This is a genomic window from Campylobacter aviculae (assembly GCF_005406215.1).
Taxonomy (GTDB): domain Bacteria; phylum Campylobacterota; class Campylobacteria; order Campylobacterales; family Campylobacteraceae; genus Campylobacter_D; species Campylobacter_D aviculae.
On record NZ_NXMA01000008.1, the window covers coordinates 1 to 19,659 of the forward strand.

Genomic DNA, 19,659 nt, shown 5'->3' on the forward strand with positions numbered 1-19,659 from the left:
TTTTATGATTGATGAAATCAAAGAATGAGTTAAGACCACTTTGGATGGTGGTGAGTGGGGAGAGACCTCTTGAGATTAAGATTCTGATTAGGATGAGGGCTACAACGGTAGCTATAATACCTGCAAGAGCTTGTGTGAAAAGAATTTCTCTAATAGAGCTTGTATAGACTTTGCTTTCAGTTACTGCACATATTCTAAATTTAGGATTTAAGGTTTTATTACATAACACTTCATAAGAATTTCCCTTGTCATCACTAGCTTCAAAGAGAGAATTTTTTTCTTCTGGATTTAAATAGAAATCCGGATTAGAATTGATCACATTGGTTATGTTAATACTCAATGGATTTTTTGTAAGAATTCTATCTAAATACTCGTGAAACATAATCTCACCATCTGGACTATAAACTGCTGCATAAGTATTTGCGGATTTTCCATAAACTAAAACGTCTTTTGAGTACTGCTCTAAAGTATAATCTGCACCAACAACACCAATCAATTTACTACCTTGATAAATAGGCATTGCGTAAGTTAAAACATGACCTCCATTCACTGATTGGTAAGGACCATAAGCATCAGGTTTTGTTGCCTTTTTAGCATCTTTATACCATGTTGCATTTTTGAGATCAAATGAACTAGAATCTAATACTTTCCAATTTGATAGAAAAACTTTTCCAGTATCCTCAAAACCTAAATAAATCAAATCAAAATGAAAAGCTTCTTTGAAAGACTCTAGCAAACCAAAAACTTCTTCATCGTTACCTTTGTTTAGAACTTTTTGAATTTCTTTAGCTAAAACTTCTACGGCTTTTCGTCTATTGTTTCCATAGTCATTAAAAGCTGTAGCAACATCCTCTGCTACTTTCATTTGATTATGTCTTAGCAATTCAAAAGTGCTATTTTTAGATTTAAAATAACTAAATGAATTGGTAATAGCTAATATAATAGCTATCAATAAACCTGCATATAAGGTTAATTTTAAAGATATACTGAAAGATTTCTTTTTTTCTTTCATTGTTTCCTCCTGAAAATATTTTTGTTTATTTTTAAAATTTAACTTATAAATAAAAATTGCAATTATAAAAAAAAAAAAAATAAAAAGCTTAAATTAGTTAAAAATTATATCTTAGATTTAATTAAAGAAATTTTCAGTGTGCTGATAAAGTTTTAGAAAACTAGATGAAAGAACTTAAAAATCATTTAAGTAAAATAAAAGCTAATGCAAAATTTACTAGAATCCATTTAAAGAAAAGCTGTCGTATTACTCAAATTTTAAAGCGTAATCATTGATTTTGTCATAGTGAAAAAGATTGGTTTCAACTTTTATTGTTGTGCTTGATTTGGATTGGGTAAAACAGCATTCATACTGCCTGCGTTTGCATTTTGAGCTGTAATATTGACATCAATTTGTTCTAAAAGCTTTATAGTTTCATCAAATTCAAAACTTTCTTCAGGATTTTGCCCTAAAAATTTTTGCATAAAATCTTTTTTAGCAATAGCTTCATCAAGCTCTCTATCACTTCCTTTTTGATAAGCACCAATACGGAGTAAAACTTCATTTTCTTTTAATAAAGAATTAAGTCTTTTAAATTTTCTTGCTAAGAGTTTATGTTCAGGTGTGATGATATCTCCCATAACCCTTGAGGCCGAATTTTGTATATTAATAGGTGGGTAAATTCCAAAATCAGTAAGCTCTCTGCTTAAAACTATGTGTCCATCTAAAATAGATCTGCTTTGATCAGCGATTGGATCACTCATATCATCTCCATCAACAAGCACGGTAAAAAATGCTGTGATAGTTCCTTTTCCTTCTTCTTTTCCAGTTCTTTCCATCAGTTGAGGCAAAAGACTTAAAACGCTAGGTGGATATCCTTTGGTTGTAGGGGGTTCGCCAAGGGCAAGTCCTATTTCCCTTTGAGCCATAGCAAAACGCGTTACACTATCCATGATAAAAAGAACGTCTTTGCCCTGTTCTTTGAAATATTCTGCCACACTCATAGCACAAAACGCACCATATTTACGCATCAAGGCACTATCATCACTTGTTGCCACAATGATGACTGTATCATCAAGTTTTCCACCTAAATTCTTTTGTATAAATTCAGGGATTTCGCGTCCTCTTTCACCGATTAGAGCTACCACTTTTATAGGTGCTTTTGAATTTTTAACTATCATTCCCATAAGGGTAGACTTTCCTACCCCACTTCCTGCAAAAATACCTAATTTTTGTCCTACTCCACAAGTTAATAAAGCATCGATAGTTTTAACACCTACAGGAAAAACTTCTTCAATCAAACCCCTTTTCATCGCATCAATAGGAGCACGCATGATAGGCATGTATTTACTTACCTCAATAGGAGCTTTTCCATCTTTAGGACGCATAAAAGGATCAACCACTCGTCCTAGAAGTTCATCACTCACTCCTATTTGCATTCCAGCGTCGCTAATAAAAGCTTTATCTCCGATTTTAAAACCTTCTATAAAACTAAAAGGACTTAGATAGCTAAATTGTTCTTTGATTTCTACAACCATAGCCAAAGTATTTAAATTTGGATTTTCATTAGAAACAAGTTTAACGATATCTCCAACTCCTGTTTTAAGTCCGCGAATTTCTATACTAGTAGCTGATATTTTTGTAATCTCTCCAAAAACAGCACTTAAATTTTCTTTGCCTAGCTTAGATCGTAGTTTTTCTAAATTCATTAAAAACGAACCTGTTTAGGGGAATTGATAAGTTCAAAAAATTCTTTGCGTGTTTTTTCATTTTTTAAAAACAACCCTCTAAGGGCTGAAGTGGAAGTAGTAGAATTAACCTTTTGCACCCCACGCATTTCCACGCACATATGACGTGCTTCTATAACAACGCCTACTCCTTTTGCATTAACATTTTCCATGAGTGCATCAGCGATTTGCTCTGTGAGTTGTTCTTGAATTTGCAAACGCCTTGCAAAAACTTCTACAAGACGAGGAATTTTACTCAAGCCTACAACTTTTTGATCGGGGATATAAGCCACATGGACGCGTCCAAAAAATGGCAAAAGATGATGTTCGCAAAGACTATAAAATTCTATATCACGAACTAAAACCATTTCATTGTTAGAGCTTTGAAACAGGGCGTCGTTTAAAACATCTTTAATATTTTCATGATAGCCTTTAGTTAAAAATTGAAAAGCCTTGAAAACGCGATTAGGAGTTTTTAGTAATCCTTCTCTATTTGGATTTTCTCCTACGGACTCAAGTATGGTTGTTACACATTTTTCAAACTCTTTTTGCAAGATTATCTCCACGTGTTGTTTTTAATTTTTATCATTTTATCATAAATTGCTTTAAAATTTTATGCAAGTAATAAGGAAAAATTTGTTATTATTAAAGCTAAATTTTATTTTATAAGGAAAAATAATCATGGAAGTAAAAGCAAAGCAATTAGATTCTGTAAATGCGACTGCTAGTGTAAAAATTCCTTCGGGAATGATTAAAAATGAAGTAGAAAATTTGGCAAAAAAAGCTTCTAAAAATATAAAAATGGATGGCTTTAGACCCGGAAAAGTTCCAGTCGCAGCTGTACTTAAAAGATATGAAAAAGAATTAACTCAAGATGCAGAACAAAATCTTTTTAAATCCGCTGTGGATAATGCTTTAAAAGAGTTAAAAAAAGAAGCAAAAGAGCTTGTTGGTGAGCCTTATTTTGAAAAATTTGATCGTCAAAATGGAGAGATAGTTGCAGAATTAGCACTTTCTTTTAAACCTGAATTTAAACTTGATGGTTATGAAAAACTTATTCCTGAGTATCAAACTCCTAAAGTAACAAAAAAAGAAATCGATGAAAAAAAAGAAGAATTATTAAAAAGATTTGCAACTCCTGAAGCTATAAAAACAAAAAGAGCTTTAAAAGAGGGAGATTTTGCTAAATTTGATTTTGAAGGTTTTGTAGATGAAAAACCTTTTGATGGCGGTAAGGCTGAAAATTATATTTTAGAAATAGGTTCTAAGCAATTCATACCAGGTTTTGAAGAAGGTATGATAGGAATGAAAATAGGAGAAGAAAAAGATATCAATGTTACTTTTCCTAAAGAATATGGAGCTCCTCATTTGGCAGGAAAAGATGCGGTATTTAAAGTAAAACTTCATGAAATTCAAGAGCTTAAAATGCCAGAACTTGATGAAGAAATGCTTAAAAAACTTTTACCAAATGAAGATAAACCAAGTGCAGAGCTTTTGGATGAAAAATTAAAAGAGCAAATTAAAAATGAGAAATTCTTTAAACTCGTAAATGATGAATTAAAAGCTAAATTTGCGGACGCTTTAATTGCAGGATATAATTTCGATTTACCACGCGGCATAGTAGAGCAAGAAACAGATATGCAATTCCGTGCAGCATTTAATACTTTTAGTGAAAAAGAAATTGAAGAAATGAAAGCTGATAAAGAAAAATATCAAGAAAAACGTAATTCTTTTAAGGAAGAAGCACAAAAAAGCGTAAAACTTACTTTTATTATCGATGAGCTTGCAAAAATTCGCAAAATAGAAGTAAGTGATCAAGAGCTTGTCCAAGCGATTTATTTTGAAGCATATCGTTACGGAATGAATCCAAAAGAACATTTGGATAATTATAAAAAACAAGGAGCTTTACCAGCTGTAAAAATGGCTTTAATCGAAGAAAAACTTTTCAATGATATTTTTATGCCAAAAACAGAAAAATCAAGCAAAAAACAAAAAGAGGATAAATAATGGTTATTCCTTATGTTATTGAAAAATCAAGTCGCGGAGAAAGAAGTTATGATATTTATTCTAGACTTTTAAAGGATAGAATAGTGATGCTTAGCGGTGAAATTCATGATGAACTTGCTGCTTCAATCGTAGCTCAACTTCTTTTTTTAGAAGCTGAAGATCCGCAAAAAGATATTTATCTTTATATTAATTCTCCAGGTGGGGTGATCACAAGCGGTTTTAGTATTTATGATACTATGAATTATATTAAGCCAGATGTATGCACTATTTGTATAGGTCAGGCAGCTTCTATGGGAGCGTTTTTATTAAGTTGTGGGGCGGAAGGCAAACGTTTTGCTTTACCTCATTCAAGAATTATGATCCATCAACCTTTGGGTGGTGCTAGAGGACAAGCAACAGATATAGAAATTCAAGCTAAAGAAATTTTAAGACTTAAAACCATACTTAATGATATTTTAGCTAAAAATACTAAGCAAAAAGTCGCTAAAATCGCCAAAGATACAGAAAGAGATTTTTTCATGTCAGCACAAGAGGCTAAAGAGTATGGTTTGATCGATAAGGTTTTGGAAAAAAGTTTTAAATAATTAAAGGTGATAAAATTTTATGGTTAGAAAGATTATTACTTATCCTAATCCTAGACTTTTTTTAAACTCAGAGCCTATTAAGGAATTTAATTCTGATTTACATGCTTTACTTGATGATATGTATGAAACGATGATTGCTAGCCAAGGAGTCGGTTTGGCTGCTATACAGATTGATGTTCCTTTGCGAGTTTTATTAGTAAATATTTTAGATGAAGAAGGAGAGCAAAAAAAGGAAGATTTGCTTGAAATCATCAATCCTGAGATTATCCCTTTAAATGAAGAAATGATCACTCATACGGAAGGATGTTTAAGTATCCCTGATTTTTTTGAAGAAGTGCAACGTTATAATCATATTTTGTTAAAATACCAAGATCGTTTTGGAGAACATAAAGAATTAGAAGCTAAAGGTTTTTTAGCTGTAGCTATACAGCATGAAAATGATCATTTAAATGGGCATTTATTTATAGAAAAAATTTCTTTTTTAAAAAGGCAAAAATTCGATAAAGATTTTAAAAAGAAATTGAAAAATCAAAAAAAAGCTAAATGAAAAAATTAAAATGTATCAGCTTTGATGAAAATTTAGATATTATTGACGTAGAATCAACTTTTACAAGAGGTTTGCCTAATTTAAGCATAGTAGGACTTGCAAACACAGCGATAAAAGAAAGTATTGAGCGTATTAAGGCGACGCTTTTAAGTTGTGATTTTGTATTTCCAGCTAAAAAAATCACTATCAATCTAAGCCCTTCAGGAATTCCTAAAAGAGGATCGCATTTTGATCTAGCTATTGCGGTGCTTATTTTGCTTCAAAATGAAGAATTAGATGATTTTTTTGTAGTAGGAGAATTAGGACTTGATGGAAGTATAAAAAGCACCAATGAACTCTTTTCTCTTCTTTTATTTTTATCCGCCAAAGTAAAACATGCTAGAGTTGTTGTGCCAAAAAGTATAGCCTTAAAAGCTTCTATGATCCCTAACTTAGAAATTTACGGACTTGAAAATTTAAATGAGGCGATTGAATTTTTCAAAGAAAAAAATTACGAAAAATTTAAATTTTTGCAAAACCATCCTTTATTTAGTAATCCTTTAAAAATCAATGATGAAATTTTTATCCCTAATAATCAATTTGATTTAGATTTTAAAGATGTAAAAGGGCAGGAAAAAGCTAAAAAAGCTTGTATGATTGCTGCGCTTGGAATGCATAATATACTTTTTGAAGGAAGTCCAGGAAGTGGCAAAAGTATGTGTGCAAAACGCCTAGTTTATATTATGCCTCCTCAAAGTTTGAGTGAGGTTTTAATGCAAAATGCTTACATGTCTTTAAATTCTAAAGAATGCGAATTTGCTAAAACAAGATCTTTTCGTCATCCGCATCACACTTCTACTAGAGCAAGTATTTTTGGAGGGGGTGCTAAAAATGCTAAAATTGGAGAGGTGGCACTCGCAAATGGTGGAGTTTTATTTTTTGATGAATTTCCGCATTTTAATAAACAAATCATAGAAAGTTTAAGAGAGCCTTTGGAGGATTATAAAATTCATATTTCAAGGGTAAATTCTAAAACCACCTATGAAACAAAATTTAGCTTTGTTGCAGCACAAAATCCTTGCCCTTGTGCTAATTTATTTTCTAAAAATTTATCTTGTACTTGCACAGATAATGAAATTAAAAAATACAAAAATCATATTTCATCCGCTGTGATGGATCGTATTGATTTGTATGTTGCTATGGATGAAATCAGTAAGGATGATAAAGCAAGTGTGACTTCTAAGGAAATGAGTGAAAAAATTTTGCAAGGCTTTATTTTTGGAAAAAAGCGAGGACAAAAAGAATTCAATGGAAAATTAAAAGATGAAGATTTGCAAAATTTTTGTCCTTTAGAAAAAGATGCTAAAGATACCCTTGATTTAGCAATTTCTCGTTATAATCTCTCATTAAGATCTGTTAATAAGGTTTTAAAGGTTTCAAGAAGTATAGCGGATTTACAAGAGAAAGAAATCATAAATAAAAGTCATATTTTAGAAACTTTAAGTTTTAGGATAAGAGGTTAAATAATGGAAAATAAAAGCATAGCTATTTTTATCGATGCTGAAAATATTCCCGCAAAATACGCCAAAAGTATTTTTGATATCGCATCAGATTATGGAGAGATTATTATCAAGCGTATTTATGGGGATTGGACTCAAAAAAATATTCAAAATTGGAAAGAGCAAATCGCACAATACTCACTCATTGCCATGCAGCAATTTAATTTTGCGGCCAATAAAAATTCTAGCGATATGTATTTGATTACAGAAATTATGAGCGTATTTTATGAGAAAAATATTGATATTTTTGTAATCGTTTCAAGTGATAGTGATTATACTTCGCTTATCCAAAAACTTAGAGAAAATAAAAAACAAGTCATTGGCATGGGACTTGAAAAATCGATACAATCTTATGTCAATGCTTTTAGTGAATTTTTTTACCTTGATCAAGATGAAAGAAAGAAAAAAAATGTCTTAAGCAATGATTACTTAAAAACCTTGATCAATATCACCGAACAACTTATTGATGAAAAGGGTCGTGCAGAATACGCCCAAATTCGCACCAATATGAATAGAAAATATTCTGATTTTAATCCTCAAAATTACGGATTTAAAAATTTTAGGGCTCTTGTGCAGAAATTTTTACCTAAAATGAAAAAATTTAAAGAAAAAAGAGAAAAAAATATTTATTTTTTAGTGGCTAAAGACGATGAAAGCTATTACTGATAATATCCAATTTTTAGAGAAAAATGCCATAAATAAAGGCTTAAGTGAAATGATTTTAATGGAAAATGCAGGTGCAGCTTTAGCAAGGCTTATTTCACAAAAAGCTAAAAAATTAGGGGTTAAAAATTCTCAAATTTTATTTTTATTAGGCGGTGGTAATAATGCAGCAGATGGGCTTGTCGCTATAAGACATCTTAAAAAGGTTAAGGCTTATAAATTAGGTTTTAAAGAAAATGATATTTTTAGACAGCAAGAGCAAATTTTAACTCATTTTGGTTTTAAAATGATGAAAAAAGAACCCAAAATTCATAAATTTAAAATCATTGTTGATTGTATTTTAGGCACAGGATCTAATAGGGCTTTGGATGAAAAGTATTATGCATTGTTAGAAAAAGTCAATAAAAGCAAGGCTTTAAAAATTGCTTGTGATATTCCTACAAATTTAGGTTTTAATCCTTGTTTTAAAGCCGATATTACAGCTTGTATGGGTGCTTTAAAAGAAATTTTACTTGAGGATTTTGCTAAAGAATTTGTAGGAAAAATAAAGCTTTTAAATTTAGGTGTAAAAATGAAAAAATTTGCCCCTAACTCACAAAGTAATCTTTTAGAAAAAAAAGATTTAAAAACAATCAAAAGAAATGCCAATTCCAATAAAGGTAAATTCGGTCATGTTTATATAGTTGGAAATTCAAGTGCGGGAACTTTAGCAGGACTTGGAGCGCTTAATTTTGGAAGTGGGCTTGTATCTTTGGTTGCTAAAAAAACTCTTTCACCCCTTTTAATGCTAAAGCAAAAAATTTCTAATGAAGCCACGGCTATAGCTTTAGGTATGGGGCTTGAGGATTTAAATTTTCTAAAAGATGAGACTTTGCAAAATATTCCTTTAGTTTTGGATGCAAATTGTTTTTTAAGTGAAGCGATTTTGTGGTATTTAAACAGAGAAGATGTTGTGATTACTCCACATCCAAAGGAATTTGCAAGACTTTGGAAAATGTGTTTTGATGAAGAATTAAGCGTGGAGAATTTGCAGAAAAATCGCTTTTTTTATGCGAAAAAATTTGCCAAAAATTATAATTGTGTTTTAGTCCTTAAAGGAGCTAATCCTATTATCATACAAAAAGAAAAAATATTTGTGGTTAATTTGGGCAATGAAGCTTTGGCAAAAGGTGGAAGTGGAGATGTCTTAAGTGGCATGATAGCTGCACTTTTAGGAGTCAATTTCAATGCTTTAAAGGCGGCTAAAAATGCTTGTTTAGCCCATGCTTTGGTTGCTAAAAAATATAAATTTAATAAAAATAGCTTTGATGCGATTAAGCTAGCAAAGGGGTTAAAATGCTTGTAAAATTAGCAGTTCTTTTTAGTGGGAATGGGAGTAATTTAGAAAATATTTTAGAAAAACTCCACCAAAAAACTATAAGAGGCAATACTTATGAAGTGGTGCTTTGTCTTTGTAATAAAAAAAATGCTTTTGGCATACAAAGGGCTAAAAAATATGGACTTGAAAGTGTGATTGTGGAGCATGAAAATTTTTCTTCTAGGGAAGAATTTGATCAAGTTTTGGTAGAAAAAATTCAACAAAGTGGCGCAGATTTAACCATATTGGCTGGATTTATGAGAATTTTAAGTCCTGTTTTTACAAAAAATATTAAAGCGATCAATCTTCATCCTTCTTTACTTCCACTTTTTAAAGGAGCTCATGCGATAGAAGAGAGTTTTAAAAGCGATATGAAGGTAGCTGGAGTGAGTGTGCATTGGGTCAATGAAGAACTCGATGGCGGAAAAATCATCTCTCAAAAAGCTTTTGAAAAAGAAGAAATGAATTTTAATGAATTTGAAGAAAAAATTCACAACTTAGAATATGAGATTTTGCCTGATAGTGTGGTAAAAATATTTGAAAAGCAAGAAAATTAAGGAAAAATAATGTTTGAATGGGTTTTTAGCTTTGACTCCTGGATTGTTTTGATCACCTTAACCGCACTTGAAATTGTGCTAGGGATTGATAATATCATTTTTTTAGCTATTTTAGTGGCTAAATTACCCCCAAATTCTCGAGATAAAGGACGTATTTTAGGTCTTGCTTTTGCTATGATCACGCGAATTTTACTTCTTTTATCGCTTTTTTGGGTTATGAAACTTACAAAGCCTTTGTTTGATATTTTAGGTAATGAAATTTCAGGTAGGGATTTGGTGCTTTTGCTTGGTGGGCTTTTTTTAATTATTAAATCCATTAAAGAAATTAGAGAACAAATTTTACACAAAGAAGAAAATGAAAGCCAATTTAAGGCAAGCAATAAACTTTGGGTGGTTGTAGCTGAAATAGCCGTTATAGATATAGTATTTTCTTTAGATAGCGTGATTACTGCTGTGGGAATTGCTAAAGATGTTACGATTATGATTATAGCAGTAATCCTTGCTGTAGGGGTGATGCTTTTTGCTTCTAAGCCTATTGCTGATTTTGTAGAAAAATATCCAAGCATTAAAATTTTAGCTTTAGCATTTTTAGTATTAATAGGAGGTGTTTTAGTTGCAGAAAGTTTTGATATGCATATTGATAAAACTTATATTTATGTAGCTATGGTTTTTGCTTTAATCGTTCAAGTGTTAAATATTTTAGATCAAAGAAAGGAAAAAGATGCCTAAAGATGCAAATGGAATCGAGTTAAATTCAGGAGACAATGTGAGTGTGATTAAAGATCTCAAGGTTAAAGGAGCTAGTACTACTTTAAAAAGAGGGACAACGATAAAAAATATTAAACTAACTGCTAAAGATAATGAAATTGAAGCAAGGGTAGATAAATTTGGAACCCTTGTTCTTAAAACAGAATTTTTAAAGAAAATTTAGGTAGAAAATTTTGCGAATTTTACTCATATTGCGAGGAAATTATTACGCAGGACAAGAAGAATTTATTGCTCAAAATCAATTACAAGAATATACGCTTGATTTAAATTTTTTGCGTTTGCTTGCTGGGAGTGTGAAAGAAATAGCAAATGAGTATAAGAATTTAAATACGAGAGATGATGAAAAATTGCATAAAATTTTACTTAATCTTTTAGAAATGCGTATGCAAAAAGGGGAATTTTGTATAGCCAATATCTATAGTCAAACATTAAAAAATTATAAAGAATTAGCAAATAAATATCGATATGAAATGTATGTTATAGAATTTGAAACTTCATTAGAGCAATGTTTTAAAAACAACATACAAAAAGCGAAACATAAGGGTTTTGCAATCCCTTACTCACTCTTAGAAAGAACACATTTTTTACTTGAAAAAACTTCTAAGAAGTATCAAACCTTAGCTTTAGATAACTGGAAAAAATGTCTTTATCAAGCTCCTGATTTAAGTACTTATAAAAAAATTCATCATATAGGAGATATACAAGGATGCTATAGTGTTTTAAAAGAATATATTAAAAAAATCAAGGAAGATGAGTATTATATTTTTTTAGGAGATTATATCAATAGAGGTGTTGAAAATGCTAAGGTTTTAAAATTTTTGCTAAAAATTTGTGAAAGAGAAAATGTGTGTTTGTTGGAAGGAAATCATGAAAATCATCTTATAAAATGGGCAAATGGGGAGATTTCAAACTCCAAAGAATTCAACGAAAATACGCTAAAAGATTTTAAAAAAGAAAAGCTCACTCCAAAAGATGCTAAAAATTTACTTCCTTATTTTAAAGAATGTTTGTATTATAAATTTGAAGATAAATTAATTTTTTGCTCTCACGGAGGGGTTAATACTTTGCCTTCTGATCCACCGCAGATTAGTTTTATACCAAGCTATGATTTTATCTATGGAGTGGGGCATTATGAAGACAGTCAAATCATTGCAAATCAATTTTGTAGCTTTACTGAAAAAAATATTTATCAAATTTTTGGTCATAGAAATAGAAAAAAATTACCAATTCAAATTGCAGAGCGTGTATTTTTGTGTGAAGGAAAAGTAGATAATGGGGGATATTTACGTGTTGTAACTTTGGATAAAGAAAGTTTTAAGTGTATAGAAATAAAAAATCATATTTACAGAAAAAAGTAGGTAAATCACCTACTCTTCTTCATCAGTCTTTTTTACAACCTTAACTCGTTCTATAGAATTTCCATCCATTTTTTTAACTTCATAATAACAAAGCTCATCTTCTATTCGGTCACCAACTACTGGCAAACGCCCCAATAGATTAAAGACATAGCCTCCTATAGTAACTTGTTCAAGATCTTCATCATAGCTGATTAAAAGCATTTCTTCAACCGTTTCAATATCGCAACGTCCTTGAAATTCATAGATATTATCCGCAAGTTTTTTATAACTATCTTCTTCATTTTCGCTTTTAATTTCGCCAATAATTTCTTCCATAATATCTTCCATGGTTAAAATTCCAGCAGTTCCACCATATTCATCGATAACAAGTGCGGTGTGAGATCTTTCTTTATTCATTCTCACAAGAACTTTTGAAATACTGATATTTTCAGGGACTAAAATAAGTGGCTTTATAAAAGAATCTAAGTTTTCACTTTTGGATTTTAATTCATTTTGAACTATATCACGTATATGAATCATTCCTAGAATACTATCTTTAGAACCATCTATATAAGGAAAGCGTGTGTGTTTATGTTCGCAAATGATTTGCATATTTTCTGCATAAGTTTTTTGCTTGTTTAAACAAACCATATCTTTGCGCGGTGTCATGATTTCTTTGGCAACCGTATCTGAAAAATCCACTGCATTGCGGATGATTTCAGTTTCAAATTCGTCCAATACTCCACCTTTTTGACTTTCGCTTGCAATGATTTTAATTTCTTCTTCACTATGGGTTAATTCGCTTTCTTTAGCGGGTTTGATTCCAAAAATTTTTAAATTCATGGCTGCTAAAAAGTCAAAAATTTTTATACAAGGTAAGAATAGTATCCAAAACCAATGAAGAGGTCTGGCTATCCAAAGAACAGCTTTATCAGCTATAGCTATAGCTATAGATTTTGGTACGAGTTCACCTAAAACTACATGCAAAAGAGTGATAATACTAAAGGCAATGATAAAAGAAATGGTATGAATAACAACAGCATTAAAACCTAATTTTAAAAGTGCAGCTTCAAGCATTTTTGCAATGGCTGGTTCACCGATCCAACCTAAAGCAAGGGAACTTAGGGTGATTCCTAATTGACAAGCACTCAAATAAGTATCAAGTTTAGAAGAAACTTCTAGCGCCTGTTTAGCACCTGATTTTTTTTCTTTGATCATTTCTTCAAGTTTTGATCGACGTACTTTAACAATACTAAATTCAGATAAAACAAAAAAGCCGTTTAGAAATACTAAAGCTAGCGCAACGGCAACCATAAGTATAGAATATCCTGCATCAAAAGATGCTGTAGGTAACGTTTGGTTTAAATCAAAAACCTGACTGGGGTCCAATGAAACTCCTTATTTTTTAAAATTAAATTCTAATTATACACAATTAAAAGTAAAATTTTAGCTTAATTTTTGTATCAAATCCTTATATTCTATATTGATTTCAAATTCTTTTAAACGCTTGTAAATACTTCTAAGTTGGGTAATAGTTGTCCAATTTGTGATAAAAACACTAAAAGAGCTTCTTACTTGATCGAATGCATTATTAATTTGCATTACAATTCCAAGTGTAATGATACCTCCAAAAAGACTTGGAGCCATAATTAAAAATGGAATGATAACGATGACTTGCTCAAATAAAATAAGCCAAATATTAAAATAACCATAGTGTAAAAAAAGCCTTTTATAATTGAATTTAAGTCCAGTAAAAAGTTCAATTATGGTTTCATTTTTTGCGTATTCTTTACGATTATCTTCCGCATAAACTAATTCTTTTCTAAAAGCTGCTTCTGCTTTTTGATTGTTATATTCAAGTCCTGGAAGTTTAATCCCTACAAACCAAGAAGCTATCAAACCACCTAAAGAAATAAAAAGGGCAATATAAACAAGTAATCCATCCATATTTTTTAAAAAATAAAAGCTTGAATTTTCATCTAAATTGAAAAACAATGCTTTGGTAGTTAAATCGCTTAAATTCCATAAAATAGGAATAAAAGCTATGAGAGTCATCAAAGCTTTTATAAAAGCAAGACCAAGACTTTCTACAATTTTAGAAAAATTATAAGCATCTTCTTGAATTCTTTGTGAGCTTCCCTCTATATTATCATCTTTGTTTTTCCAAAATTTTAAATAAGAAAAGGTCATAGCCTCTCGCCATTTAAAAGCATAAATACTTGCAAAATAAATATTAATCGTTGCAATGATAACATAAGGGATAGCAATGCCTAAAAAAACAAAAATGAGTGAATAAAAATCTTGCAAATCATAAAAAGGTTTTTCAAGTATCGCGGGTGTGTGAAGAAAATATTTTAATAAATTTTGATAATAATAAATTGCAAATTTATTGATAAAATTAGCATTTTCAAAAGAATTTTTAGCCTGTTCATTAGCCTTAATGACGCTTTGTACTAACAAGTTAATTTGATCTAAGGATAAATTTTGCTTTAAGATATTTTTATCTTTAATTTTTTGAGAAATTTGGGTTAAGTTTTGTTCTTTATAATCTTTTTGTTCTTCTAAAATTTGGATAATTTGCCTAAAAATATCTTTGTCAATATAGGATGAATTTTGCGTGGTTTCTATATTTAGTCTTTGTTTGTTTTCATTTTGGATTTCTTGAATTTTTTTAGCCTTGGCTTTTTCATACACAAAACTTTGATTATAGTCTTTAGAGTCAATGTGAAGTTCTCTAAGTAAAGAAGGTGTGATTTTAAAATCTTGCTTGAATTTTGCTTCGTCAAAATTTAAAACAATAGCATTAATTTTTGGTTTTTGGATGGTGTTATAAAAGTCATTATACCAAGAATTAAGCGCCACATTAAAACTTGTTTGCAAATATAAAAAAAGTAAAAGCAAAAAAAGTCCCAAATAAGCCCACAAAGCCCACTTTTTAGAAGCAAAAAAAGAATAAAACATTAATCTCCTTATTTATATTTTGATATTCTACTTTAGTAAGGTAAAAAATGATATAATAAAACTTTAGCTTATTAAAGGAATGAAGAATGAAAAATCTTTTAATCATAGGCGCAGGAGGAGTTAGCCGCGTAGCTACTGTAAAATGCGCGATGAATTCTGATACTTTTTCTAAAATCACTCTAGCCAGTAGAACTAAAAGCAAATGTGATGAAATTGCCGCTTTTATTAAAGAGCGTTTGGGAGTGCAAATTGAGACTGCACAAATTGATGCTGATGATAGTGATGCGGTTGTGGAGCTTATTAAAAAAACGGGGGCGCAAATTTTGCTTAATGTTGCTTTACCTTACCAAGATTTAAGCTTAATGGATGCTTGTATAAAGGCAGGAATTCATTATATAGATACAGCAAATTACGAACATCCTGATTTGGCTAAATTTGAATACAAAGAACAATGGGCCAGAAATGAAAAATTCAAAGAAAATGGAATTTTAGGACTTTTAGGAAGTGGATTTGATCCAGGGGTGACTAATGTTTTTTGCGCTTATGCTCAACAAAATTTATTTGATGAAATTCATTATATTGATATTTTAGATTGCAATGCGGGTGATCATGGTTATGCTTTTGCAACTAATTTTAATCCAGAAATTAACTTACGCGAAGTTTCAGCTAAAGGACGTTACTGGGAAAATGGGCAATGGATAGAAACAGAACCGATGCAAATAAAAATGGAATGGGATTATCCAGAAGTTGGAGTCAAAGATAGCTATTTGCTTTATCATGAAGAGCTTGAAAGTTTAGTTAAAAATATCAAAGGACTTAAAAGAATTCGATTCTTTATGACTTTTGGTCAAAGTTATCTTACCCACATGAAATGCCTTGAAAATGTTGGAATGCTTGGAATTAAACCTGTAATGCATCAAGGAAGAGAAATCATTCCGATTGAATTTTTAAAGACTTTATTGCCAGATCCTGCAAGTTTAGGCCCTAGAACTAAGGGTTATACCAATATAGGTTGCGTGATACGTGGGATTAAAGATGGTAAGGATAAGCAAATTTATATTTATAATGTTTGCAATCACGAAGAATGTTACAAAGAAACCGGAGCACAAGCGGTAAGTTATACTACAGGAGTTCCTGCGATGATAGGGACTAAGCTAATTGCTAAAGGAATTTGGCAAGGCAAAGGTGTGTTTAATATGGAGGAATTTGACGCTAAACCTTTCATGGATGAACTTAATTCTAGTGGACTTCCTTGGAAAATCATCGAAATGACACCAAATTTAGGAGAGTAAGCGTAAAACGCTTACTTTTGTCCTATGTAGATAAAATGCTGCACGCTACCTTCAAAATTATAAAGATTAATAAGCTCATAATCACCCCAAAATAAAGGTTTAAAAGGTTTAAAATCTTCTTTTAGTTCTTCAATATCTTTGGTAAATCGAATAAAAGAAGAACCACTTAATCTACTACCAGGGCGTCCCTTGACTTCACGTAAGCCATTTTCCATAATATCCCCTCTTTCAGACATGCTATAGCCTTTATCACTTATCATTGTTGCAAAGATAATAGCACCTTCATTGCAAATATCATATAATTCTTGAATGGTTTGTTTAAAACTTTCAAAAGGAAGATAATAAAGACTTTGATTGGCTAAAATCAAATCCATTTTTACATTAAAAAGATTTTTTATACTTGAATTTGGAGTGATAATATGAAAGTTGTTAGAATCTAATTTAGGATCTTTTTCCCAAATTTCTTTTAAACTAGGAACTATATCTAAGCCGTAAGCCTTATACCCCCCCCCGTAGTGTCTTGAAGATATTTAGAATGCACACCATTTCCACAACCAAAATCAAGCAAATTTCCGCTTGTTTTATTGAGTTTATATTTTAAGATTCTTTCATAAAACCTTATGACATGACCATCAGGATATTGCAATCCATAACCCTCTTTTTCATATTTTTGAGTGTAAGCAGATAAAGAATTATCCATAATTTTCTCCTTTGTATTTAGATGTAAAGTATGGTATTATACAAAAAATTAAAAATATAATGATAAATGAAAAAACATAGTTTTTTAATTTTTAGCCATTTTTGTGTAAATATTTCAAAATTTTATGTATTTTAGTTTATAAGTCTAATTTTTAACTAGTTTTTTTGTAGATTTTAAAAATGAAAGAAATGCAACTATTCCGCATAGAGCGGAATAGAATCATTTTACCGGATGAAGTTCATTAGCATAGAAGCTGATTGAATTTATGCCTTCTTTTAAAGCCCACTCATAAGCTTTTGATACAAAATCCCAATTGATATGTGCATAGAATTTTTCCAAATAAGCAGGACGAGCATTGCGATGATCTACATAGTAAGCATGTTCCCAAACATCGACTACGAGTAAAGGAATTTTATCTTCAGTGACAGGAGTAGCAGCATTTGAGGTTGCAACTAATTCTAATTTTTGATTTTTGCTGTTATAAACAAGCCAAAACCATCCGGATCCAAAAAGGCCTGTAGCTCCTTTAATGAATTCAGCTTTAAAATTATCTAAAGAGCCAAATTCTTTTTCTAAAGCCACTTTTAAATCCCCTTTTACTTCACGGGCATTTGGAGTGATACAATCAAAATAAAAATCATGATTATAAACTTGAGCTGCATTGTTAAAAATTCCACCATTTGATGATTTGATAATGCTTACAAGATCTTTATTTGCAAATTCAGTCTCTTTAATAAGATTATTTAAATTAGTAACGTAGGTATTATGATGTTTTCCATAATGATAATTAAACGTTTCAGCACTTAAAAAATCGCCAAAAGCATTGATATCATAAGGTAGTTTTCTTAATTCAAACATATTTTCTCCTTTTTTATTTTTGGTAAAACATTGTAACATAAAAATTTATAAAAAAAGCAACTTAAAACAAGCTTTATGAAAAATATTTTTTGGATTTTTAATTTTTTAGTAGATTAATAGTGAGTGGTGACCCATACGAGACTCGAACTCGTGTTACCGCCGTGAAAGGGCGATGTCCTAACCGCTAGACGAATGGGCCATAAACAAAAAATAAAACGAGATTATATATTTTTTATTCTTAAATACAAATAAAAATCAAGCTATAGGGTTATTTTGAAATGCTAACTAAAAAATTAAAATTTAAGATTTTTAGATTATAATTTTTGCTTTAATTTTTGGAGTTTGTATGGATTATATCAGTCTTATTTTTCTTTCTTGTGCCTTAGCTATGGATGCTTTTGCAGTTTCTTTATGTAAGGGTTTTAGTGTTAAAAAACTGAATTTAAGACATTATTTTATAGTAGGAATTTATTTTGGTGGGTTTCAAGCTTTAATGCCAGCACTTGGATATATTATCGGCATAAGCTTTGCATCTTTTATAGCGAGTATTGATCATTGGGTGGCATTTATTTTGCTTGGTTTGATTGGATTAAAAATGATTAAAGAGTCTTTCGAGAGTGAAAATTGTGATACCAATGCCAATCAATTTGGTTTTAAAATAATGTTTGCTTTAGCGTTTGCGACGAGTATTGATGCCTTAGCGGTTGGAGTTAGCTTTGCATTTTTAGAAGTCAATTTATCTATCGCACTTTTATTGATCGGTTTAATTACCTTTATACTTTGCACTATAGCTTTGAAAATAGGCAATAAATTTGGAGTTTTCTTAAAAAATAAAGCTGAATTTTTAGGAGGTGTAGTACTGATTGTTTTAGGGATAAAAATTTTAATCGAACATTTATTTTTTAATGCGTGAATTTTTGTTTTAAAATATCAAAAGCTCCATCAAAATTTAAAGTTATACTTTGAAATTTCCTATTAAAAGTTCTTTGACGCTTAGCAAGTTGTGCTGTATGAGTTGTGATTAGGTTTTCAAGCTCATCAAGGGAAATTTTACCATCCAAATATTCTTTGCATTCTTTTAAACCAATGGAATTTAAAGCTTTGAGCTTGTGATTAAATTTTGAAAAAAGTTCTTTCGCTTCTCCTATAAGTCCTTCTTCTAGCATTTTTTTAGTTCTCATTTTTATGCGATCTCTTAGTAAATTACGCTCCCAAACGATTTCATAAATTTCTATATTTTTCAAAATCCCTTCTTTATGAGTTTTTTTTAAGAAAACACTAGGAATTTCTTTTGTGCTTTCATAAATACTTAACCATTTTTTTAAACGATAAGTATCATTTTTTTCCACTTTAAAACTAGGATCGATTTTACACATTAGAGAATAAATTTCATCATTGTTTAAATCAGTCTCGATTTCTTTTATTTTTTGACTTAAACCATCTATCATAGTTTTTAAATAAAATCCAGTTCCACCTGTTATAACCAGAGGTAAGTTATTTGCAAGGGCGAATTCTTTAGCCTTTTGATACTCTTTGATAAATAACTCTACATTAAAATGCTCATCAACGCTGATTAAATCTATACCAAAATAATGGAAATTTTTAAGCTCTTCTTGGGAAGGTTTAGCACTTGCAATATTGATTTCTTTATATACACAAAGGCTGTCAAGGCTTAAAATGACAATATTAAAGCGTTTGGCTAATGAATTTGCTATATGAGTTTTTCCGCTTGCAGTTGTTCCTATAAGAGCTATTTCAAAAAACATAAAATT

At 30.5% G+C, this 19,659-nt stretch carries 21 protein-coding genes and 1 tRNA gene; 12 read left to right on the forward strand and 10 right to left on the reverse strand.

The genetic code is table 11. From position 1 onward, the window contains the following. The 3 genes from CQA76_RS05100 to folE all read right to left on the reverse strand — a co-directional run. Positions 1 to 1,012, reverse strand: a 1,012-nt coding sequence (locus CQA76_RS05100; RefSeq protein ID WP_170999715.1) for a cache domain-containing protein, incomplete at its 3' end; no start/stop codon positions are given. A gap of 308 nt (positions 1,013 to 1,320) precedes the next feature. Further along, positions 1,321 to 2,700, reverse strand: coding sequence for a flagellar protein export ATPase FliI (gene fliI, locus CQA76_RS05105; protein WP_137622361.1), 1,380 nt, complete (start codon positions 2,698 to 2,700; stop codon positions 1,321 to 1,323). Next, positions 2,700 to 3,272, reverse strand: a complete 573-nt coding sequence (folE, locus tag CQA76_RS05110; RefSeq protein WP_137622362.1) for a GTP cyclohydrolase I FolE — start codon at positions 3,270 to 3,272, stop codon at positions 2,700 to 2,702. The genes fliI and folE overlap by 1 nt, the downstream gene beginning before the upstream one ends. A 127-nt stretch (positions 3,273 to 3,399) precedes the next feature. On the opposite strand from folE, the gene tig reads away from it, so the two are divergent. From tig to CQA76_RS05160, 10 genes are read left to right on the forward strand one after another with little or no spacing between them, the layout of a single operon-like run. Beyond that, on the forward strand, positions 3,400 to 4,725 hold the full coding sequence (gene tig / locus CQA76_RS05115; protein ID WP_137622363.1) for a trigger factor: 1,326 nt from the start codon (positions 3,400 to 3,402) through the stop codon (positions 4,723 to 4,725). Next, positions 4,725 to 5,309, forward strand: coding sequence for an ATP-dependent Clp endopeptidase proteolytic subunit ClpP (clpP, locus tag CQA76_RS05120; protein WP_137622364.1), 585 nt, complete (start codon positions 4,725 to 4,727; stop codon positions 5,307 to 5,309). Before tig ends, clpP begins: the two co-directional genes overlap by 1 nt. A gap of 19 nt (positions 5,310 to 5,328) precedes the next feature. Then, entirely contained in the window at positions 5,329 to 5,856 is a 528-nt protein-coding gene (def, locus tag CQA76_RS05125; protein WP_137622365.1) for a peptide deformylase, read from the forward strand. Then, positions 5,853 to 7,358, forward strand: a complete 1,506-nt coding sequence (locus CQA76_RS05130) for a YifB family Mg chelatase-like AAA ATPase (RefSeq protein WP_137622366.1) — start codon at positions 5,853 to 5,855, stop codon at positions 7,356 to 7,358. Before def ends, CQA76_RS05130 begins: the two co-directional genes overlap by 4 nt. 3 nt (positions 7,359 to 7,361) lie before the next feature. Continuing rightward, positions 7,362 to 8,060, forward strand: coding sequence for an NYN domain-containing protein (locus CQA76_RS05135; RefSeq protein WP_137622367.1), 699 nt, complete (start codon positions 7,362 to 7,364; stop codon positions 8,058 to 8,060). Beyond that, on the forward strand, positions 8,044 to 9,402 hold the full coding sequence (locus CQA76_RS05140) for an NAD(P)H-hydrate dehydratase (RefSeq protein ID WP_137622368.1): 1,359 nt from the start codon (positions 8,044 to 8,046) through the stop codon (positions 9,400 to 9,402). Before CQA76_RS05135 ends, CQA76_RS05140 begins: the two co-directional genes overlap by 17 nt. Beyond that, entirely contained in the window at positions 9,393 to 9,971 is a 579-nt protein-coding gene (purN, locus tag CQA76_RS05145) for a phosphoribosylglycinamide formyltransferase (protein WP_137622369.1), read from the forward strand. Before CQA76_RS05140 ends, purN begins: the two co-directional genes overlap by 10 nt. Positions 9,972 to 9,980: 9 nt before the next feature. Next, entirely contained in the window at positions 9,981 to 10,700 is a 720-nt protein-coding gene (locus CQA76_RS05150) for a TerC family protein (RefSeq protein WP_137622370.1), read from the forward strand. Continuing rightward, the gene (locus tag CQA76_RS05155) at positions 10,693 to 10,902 is read left to right on the forward strand and encodes an alkylphosphonate utilization protein (RefSeq protein ID WP_137622371.1); all 210 of its coding nucleotides are present in this window, start codon (positions 10,693 to 10,695) and stop codon (positions 10,900 to 10,902) included. Before CQA76_RS05150 ends, CQA76_RS05155 begins: the two co-directional genes overlap by 8 nt. A gap of 10 nt (positions 10,903 to 10,912) precedes the next feature. Further along, the gene (locus CQA76_RS05160) at positions 10,913 to 12,097 is read left to right on the forward strand and encodes a serine/threonine protein phosphatase (RefSeq protein WP_137622372.1); all 1,185 of its coding nucleotides are present in this window, start codon (positions 10,913 to 10,915) and stop codon (positions 12,095 to 12,097) included. 9 nt (positions 12,098 to 12,106) lie between these two features. Here CQA76_RS05160 and CQA76_RS05165 read toward each other — a convergent pair whose 3' ends face one another. Beyond that, positions 12,107 to 13,465 (reverse strand): hemolysin family protein, encoded by a 1,359-nt coding sequence (locus CQA76_RS05165; RefSeq protein WP_137622373.1) that lies wholly within the window; start codon positions 13,463 to 13,465, stop codon positions 12,107 to 12,109. Between the two features lie 57 nt (positions 13,466 to 13,522). Next, positions 13,523 to 15,037 (reverse strand): putative transporter, encoded by a 1,515-nt coding sequence (locus CQA76_RS05170; RefSeq protein WP_137622374.1) that lies wholly within the window; start codon positions 15,035 to 15,037, stop codon positions 13,523 to 13,525. Positions 15,038 to 15,123: 86 nt separating this feature from the next. Between CQA76_RS05170 and CQA76_RS05175 the strand changes: the two genes are divergently transcribed. After that, positions 15,124 to 16,329 (forward strand): saccharopine dehydrogenase family protein, encoded by a 1,206-nt coding sequence (locus tag CQA76_RS05175; RefSeq protein WP_137622375.1) that lies wholly within the window; start codon positions 15,124 to 15,126, stop codon positions 16,327 to 16,329. An 11-nt stretch (positions 16,330 to 16,340) separates the two neighbouring features. Here the strand turns inward: CQA76_RS05175 and CQA76_RS05180 are convergent, their stop codons facing one another. From CQA76_RS05180 to CQA76_RS05195, 4 genes are all read right to left on the reverse strand, one after another. Continuing rightward, positions 16,341 to 16,703 (reverse strand): hypothetical protein, encoded by a 363-nt coding sequence (locus CQA76_RS05180; protein ID WP_137622376.1) that lies wholly within the window; start codon positions 16,701 to 16,703, stop codon positions 16,341 to 16,343. 110 nt (positions 16,704 to 16,813) lie between these two features. Continuing rightward, a complete protein-coding gene (locus CQA76_RS05185; RefSeq protein WP_137622377.1) occupies positions 16,814 to 17,029 on the reverse strand; it encodes a class I SAM-dependent methyltransferase in 216 nt (71 codons plus the stop codon). Positions 17,030 to 17,248: 219 nt separating this feature from the next. Continuing rightward, on the reverse strand, positions 17,249 to 17,887 hold the full coding sequence (gene sodB, locus CQA76_RS05190; protein ID WP_137622378.1) for a superoxide dismutase [Fe]: 639 nt from the start codon (positions 17,885 to 17,887) through the stop codon (positions 17,249 to 17,251). Between the two features lie 124 nt (positions 17,888 to 18,011). Next, positions 18,012 to 18,086: transfer RNA gene (locus CQA76_RS05195), tRNA-Glu, on the reverse strand. A gap of 147 nt (positions 18,087 to 18,233) precedes the next feature. Here CQA76_RS05195 and CQA76_RS05200 point away from each other — a divergent pair. After that, positions 18,234 to 18,800 (forward strand): manganese efflux pump MntP, encoded by a 567-nt coding sequence (locus tag CQA76_RS05200; protein WP_137622379.1) that lies wholly within the window; start codon positions 18,234 to 18,236, stop codon positions 18,798 to 18,800. Here CQA76_RS05200 and miaA read toward each other — a convergent pair. Beyond that, the gene (gene miaA / locus CQA76_RS05205) at positions 18,790 to 19,653 is read right to left on the reverse strand and encodes a tRNA (adenosine(37)-N6)-dimethylallyltransferase MiaA (protein ID WP_137622380.1); all 864 of its coding nucleotides are present in this window, start codon (positions 19,651 to 19,653) and stop codon (positions 18,790 to 18,792) included. The genes CQA76_RS05200 and miaA overlap by 11 nt on opposite strands. Positions 19,654 to 19,659 lie beyond the last annotated feature (6 nt).

Coding starts and splice junctions, on each gene's coding strand:
- sodB (WP_137622378.1), bottom strand. CDS start 17,887: ATGTTTGAATTAAGAAAACTACCTTATGATATCAATGCTTTTGGCGAT.
- clpP (WP_137622364.1), top strand. CDS start 4,725: ATGGTTATTCCTTATGTTATTGAAAAATCAAGTCGCGGAGAAAGAAGT.
- CQA76_RS05140 (WP_137622368.1), top strand. CDS start 8,044: ATGAAAGCTATTACTGATAATATCCAATTTTTAGAGAAAAATGCCATA.
- fliI (WP_137622361.1), bottom strand. CDS start 2,700: ATGAATTTAGAAAAACTACGATCTAAGCTAGGCAAAGAAAATTTAAGT.
- CQA76_RS05180 (WP_137622376.1), bottom strand. CDS start 16,703: ATGGATTTGATTTTAGCCAATCAAAGTCTTTATTATCTTCCTTTTGAA.
- CQA76_RS05185 (WP_137622377.1), bottom strand. CDS start 17,029: ATGGATAATTCTTTATCTGCTTACACTCAAAAATATGAAAAAGAGGGT.
- miaA (WP_137622380.1), bottom strand. CDS start 19,653: ATGTTTTTTGAAATAGCTCTTATAGGAACAACTGCAAGCGGAAAAACT.
- CQA76_RS05130 (WP_137622366.1), top strand. CDS start 5,853: ATGAAAAAATTAAAATGTATCAGCTTTGATGAAAATTTAGATATTATT.
- CQA76_RS05150 (WP_137622370.1), top strand. CDS start 9,981: ATGTTTGAATGGGTTTTTAGCTTTGACTCCTGGATTGTTTTGATCACC.
- purN (WP_137622369.1), top strand. CDS start 9,393: ATGCTTGTAAAATTAGCAGTTCTTTTTAGTGGGAATGGGAGTAATTTA.
- tig (WP_137622363.1), top strand. CDS start 3,400: ATGGAAGTAAAAGCAAAGCAATTAGATTCTGTAAATGCGACTGCTAGT.
- CQA76_RS05155 (WP_137622371.1), top strand. CDS start 10,693: ATGCCTAAAGATGCAAATGGAATCGAGTTAAATTCAGGAGACAATGTG.
- CQA76_RS05170 (WP_137622374.1), bottom strand. CDS start 15,037: ATGTTTTATTCTTTTTTTGCTTCTAAAAAGTGGGCTTTGTGGGCTTAT.
- CQA76_RS05200 (WP_137622379.1), top strand. CDS start 18,234: ATGGATTATATCAGTCTTATTTTTCTTTCTTGTGCCTTAGCTATGGAT.
- CQA76_RS05175 (WP_137622375.1), top strand. CDS start 15,124: ATGAAAAATCTTTTAATCATAGGCGCAGGAGGAGTTAGCCGCGTAGCT.
- CQA76_RS05135 (WP_137622367.1), top strand. CDS start 7,362: ATGGAAAATAAAAGCATAGCTATTTTTATCGATGCTGAAAATATTCCC.
- def (WP_137622365.1), top strand. CDS start 5,329: ATGGTTAGAAAGATTATTACTTATCCTAATCCTAGACTTTTTTTAAAC.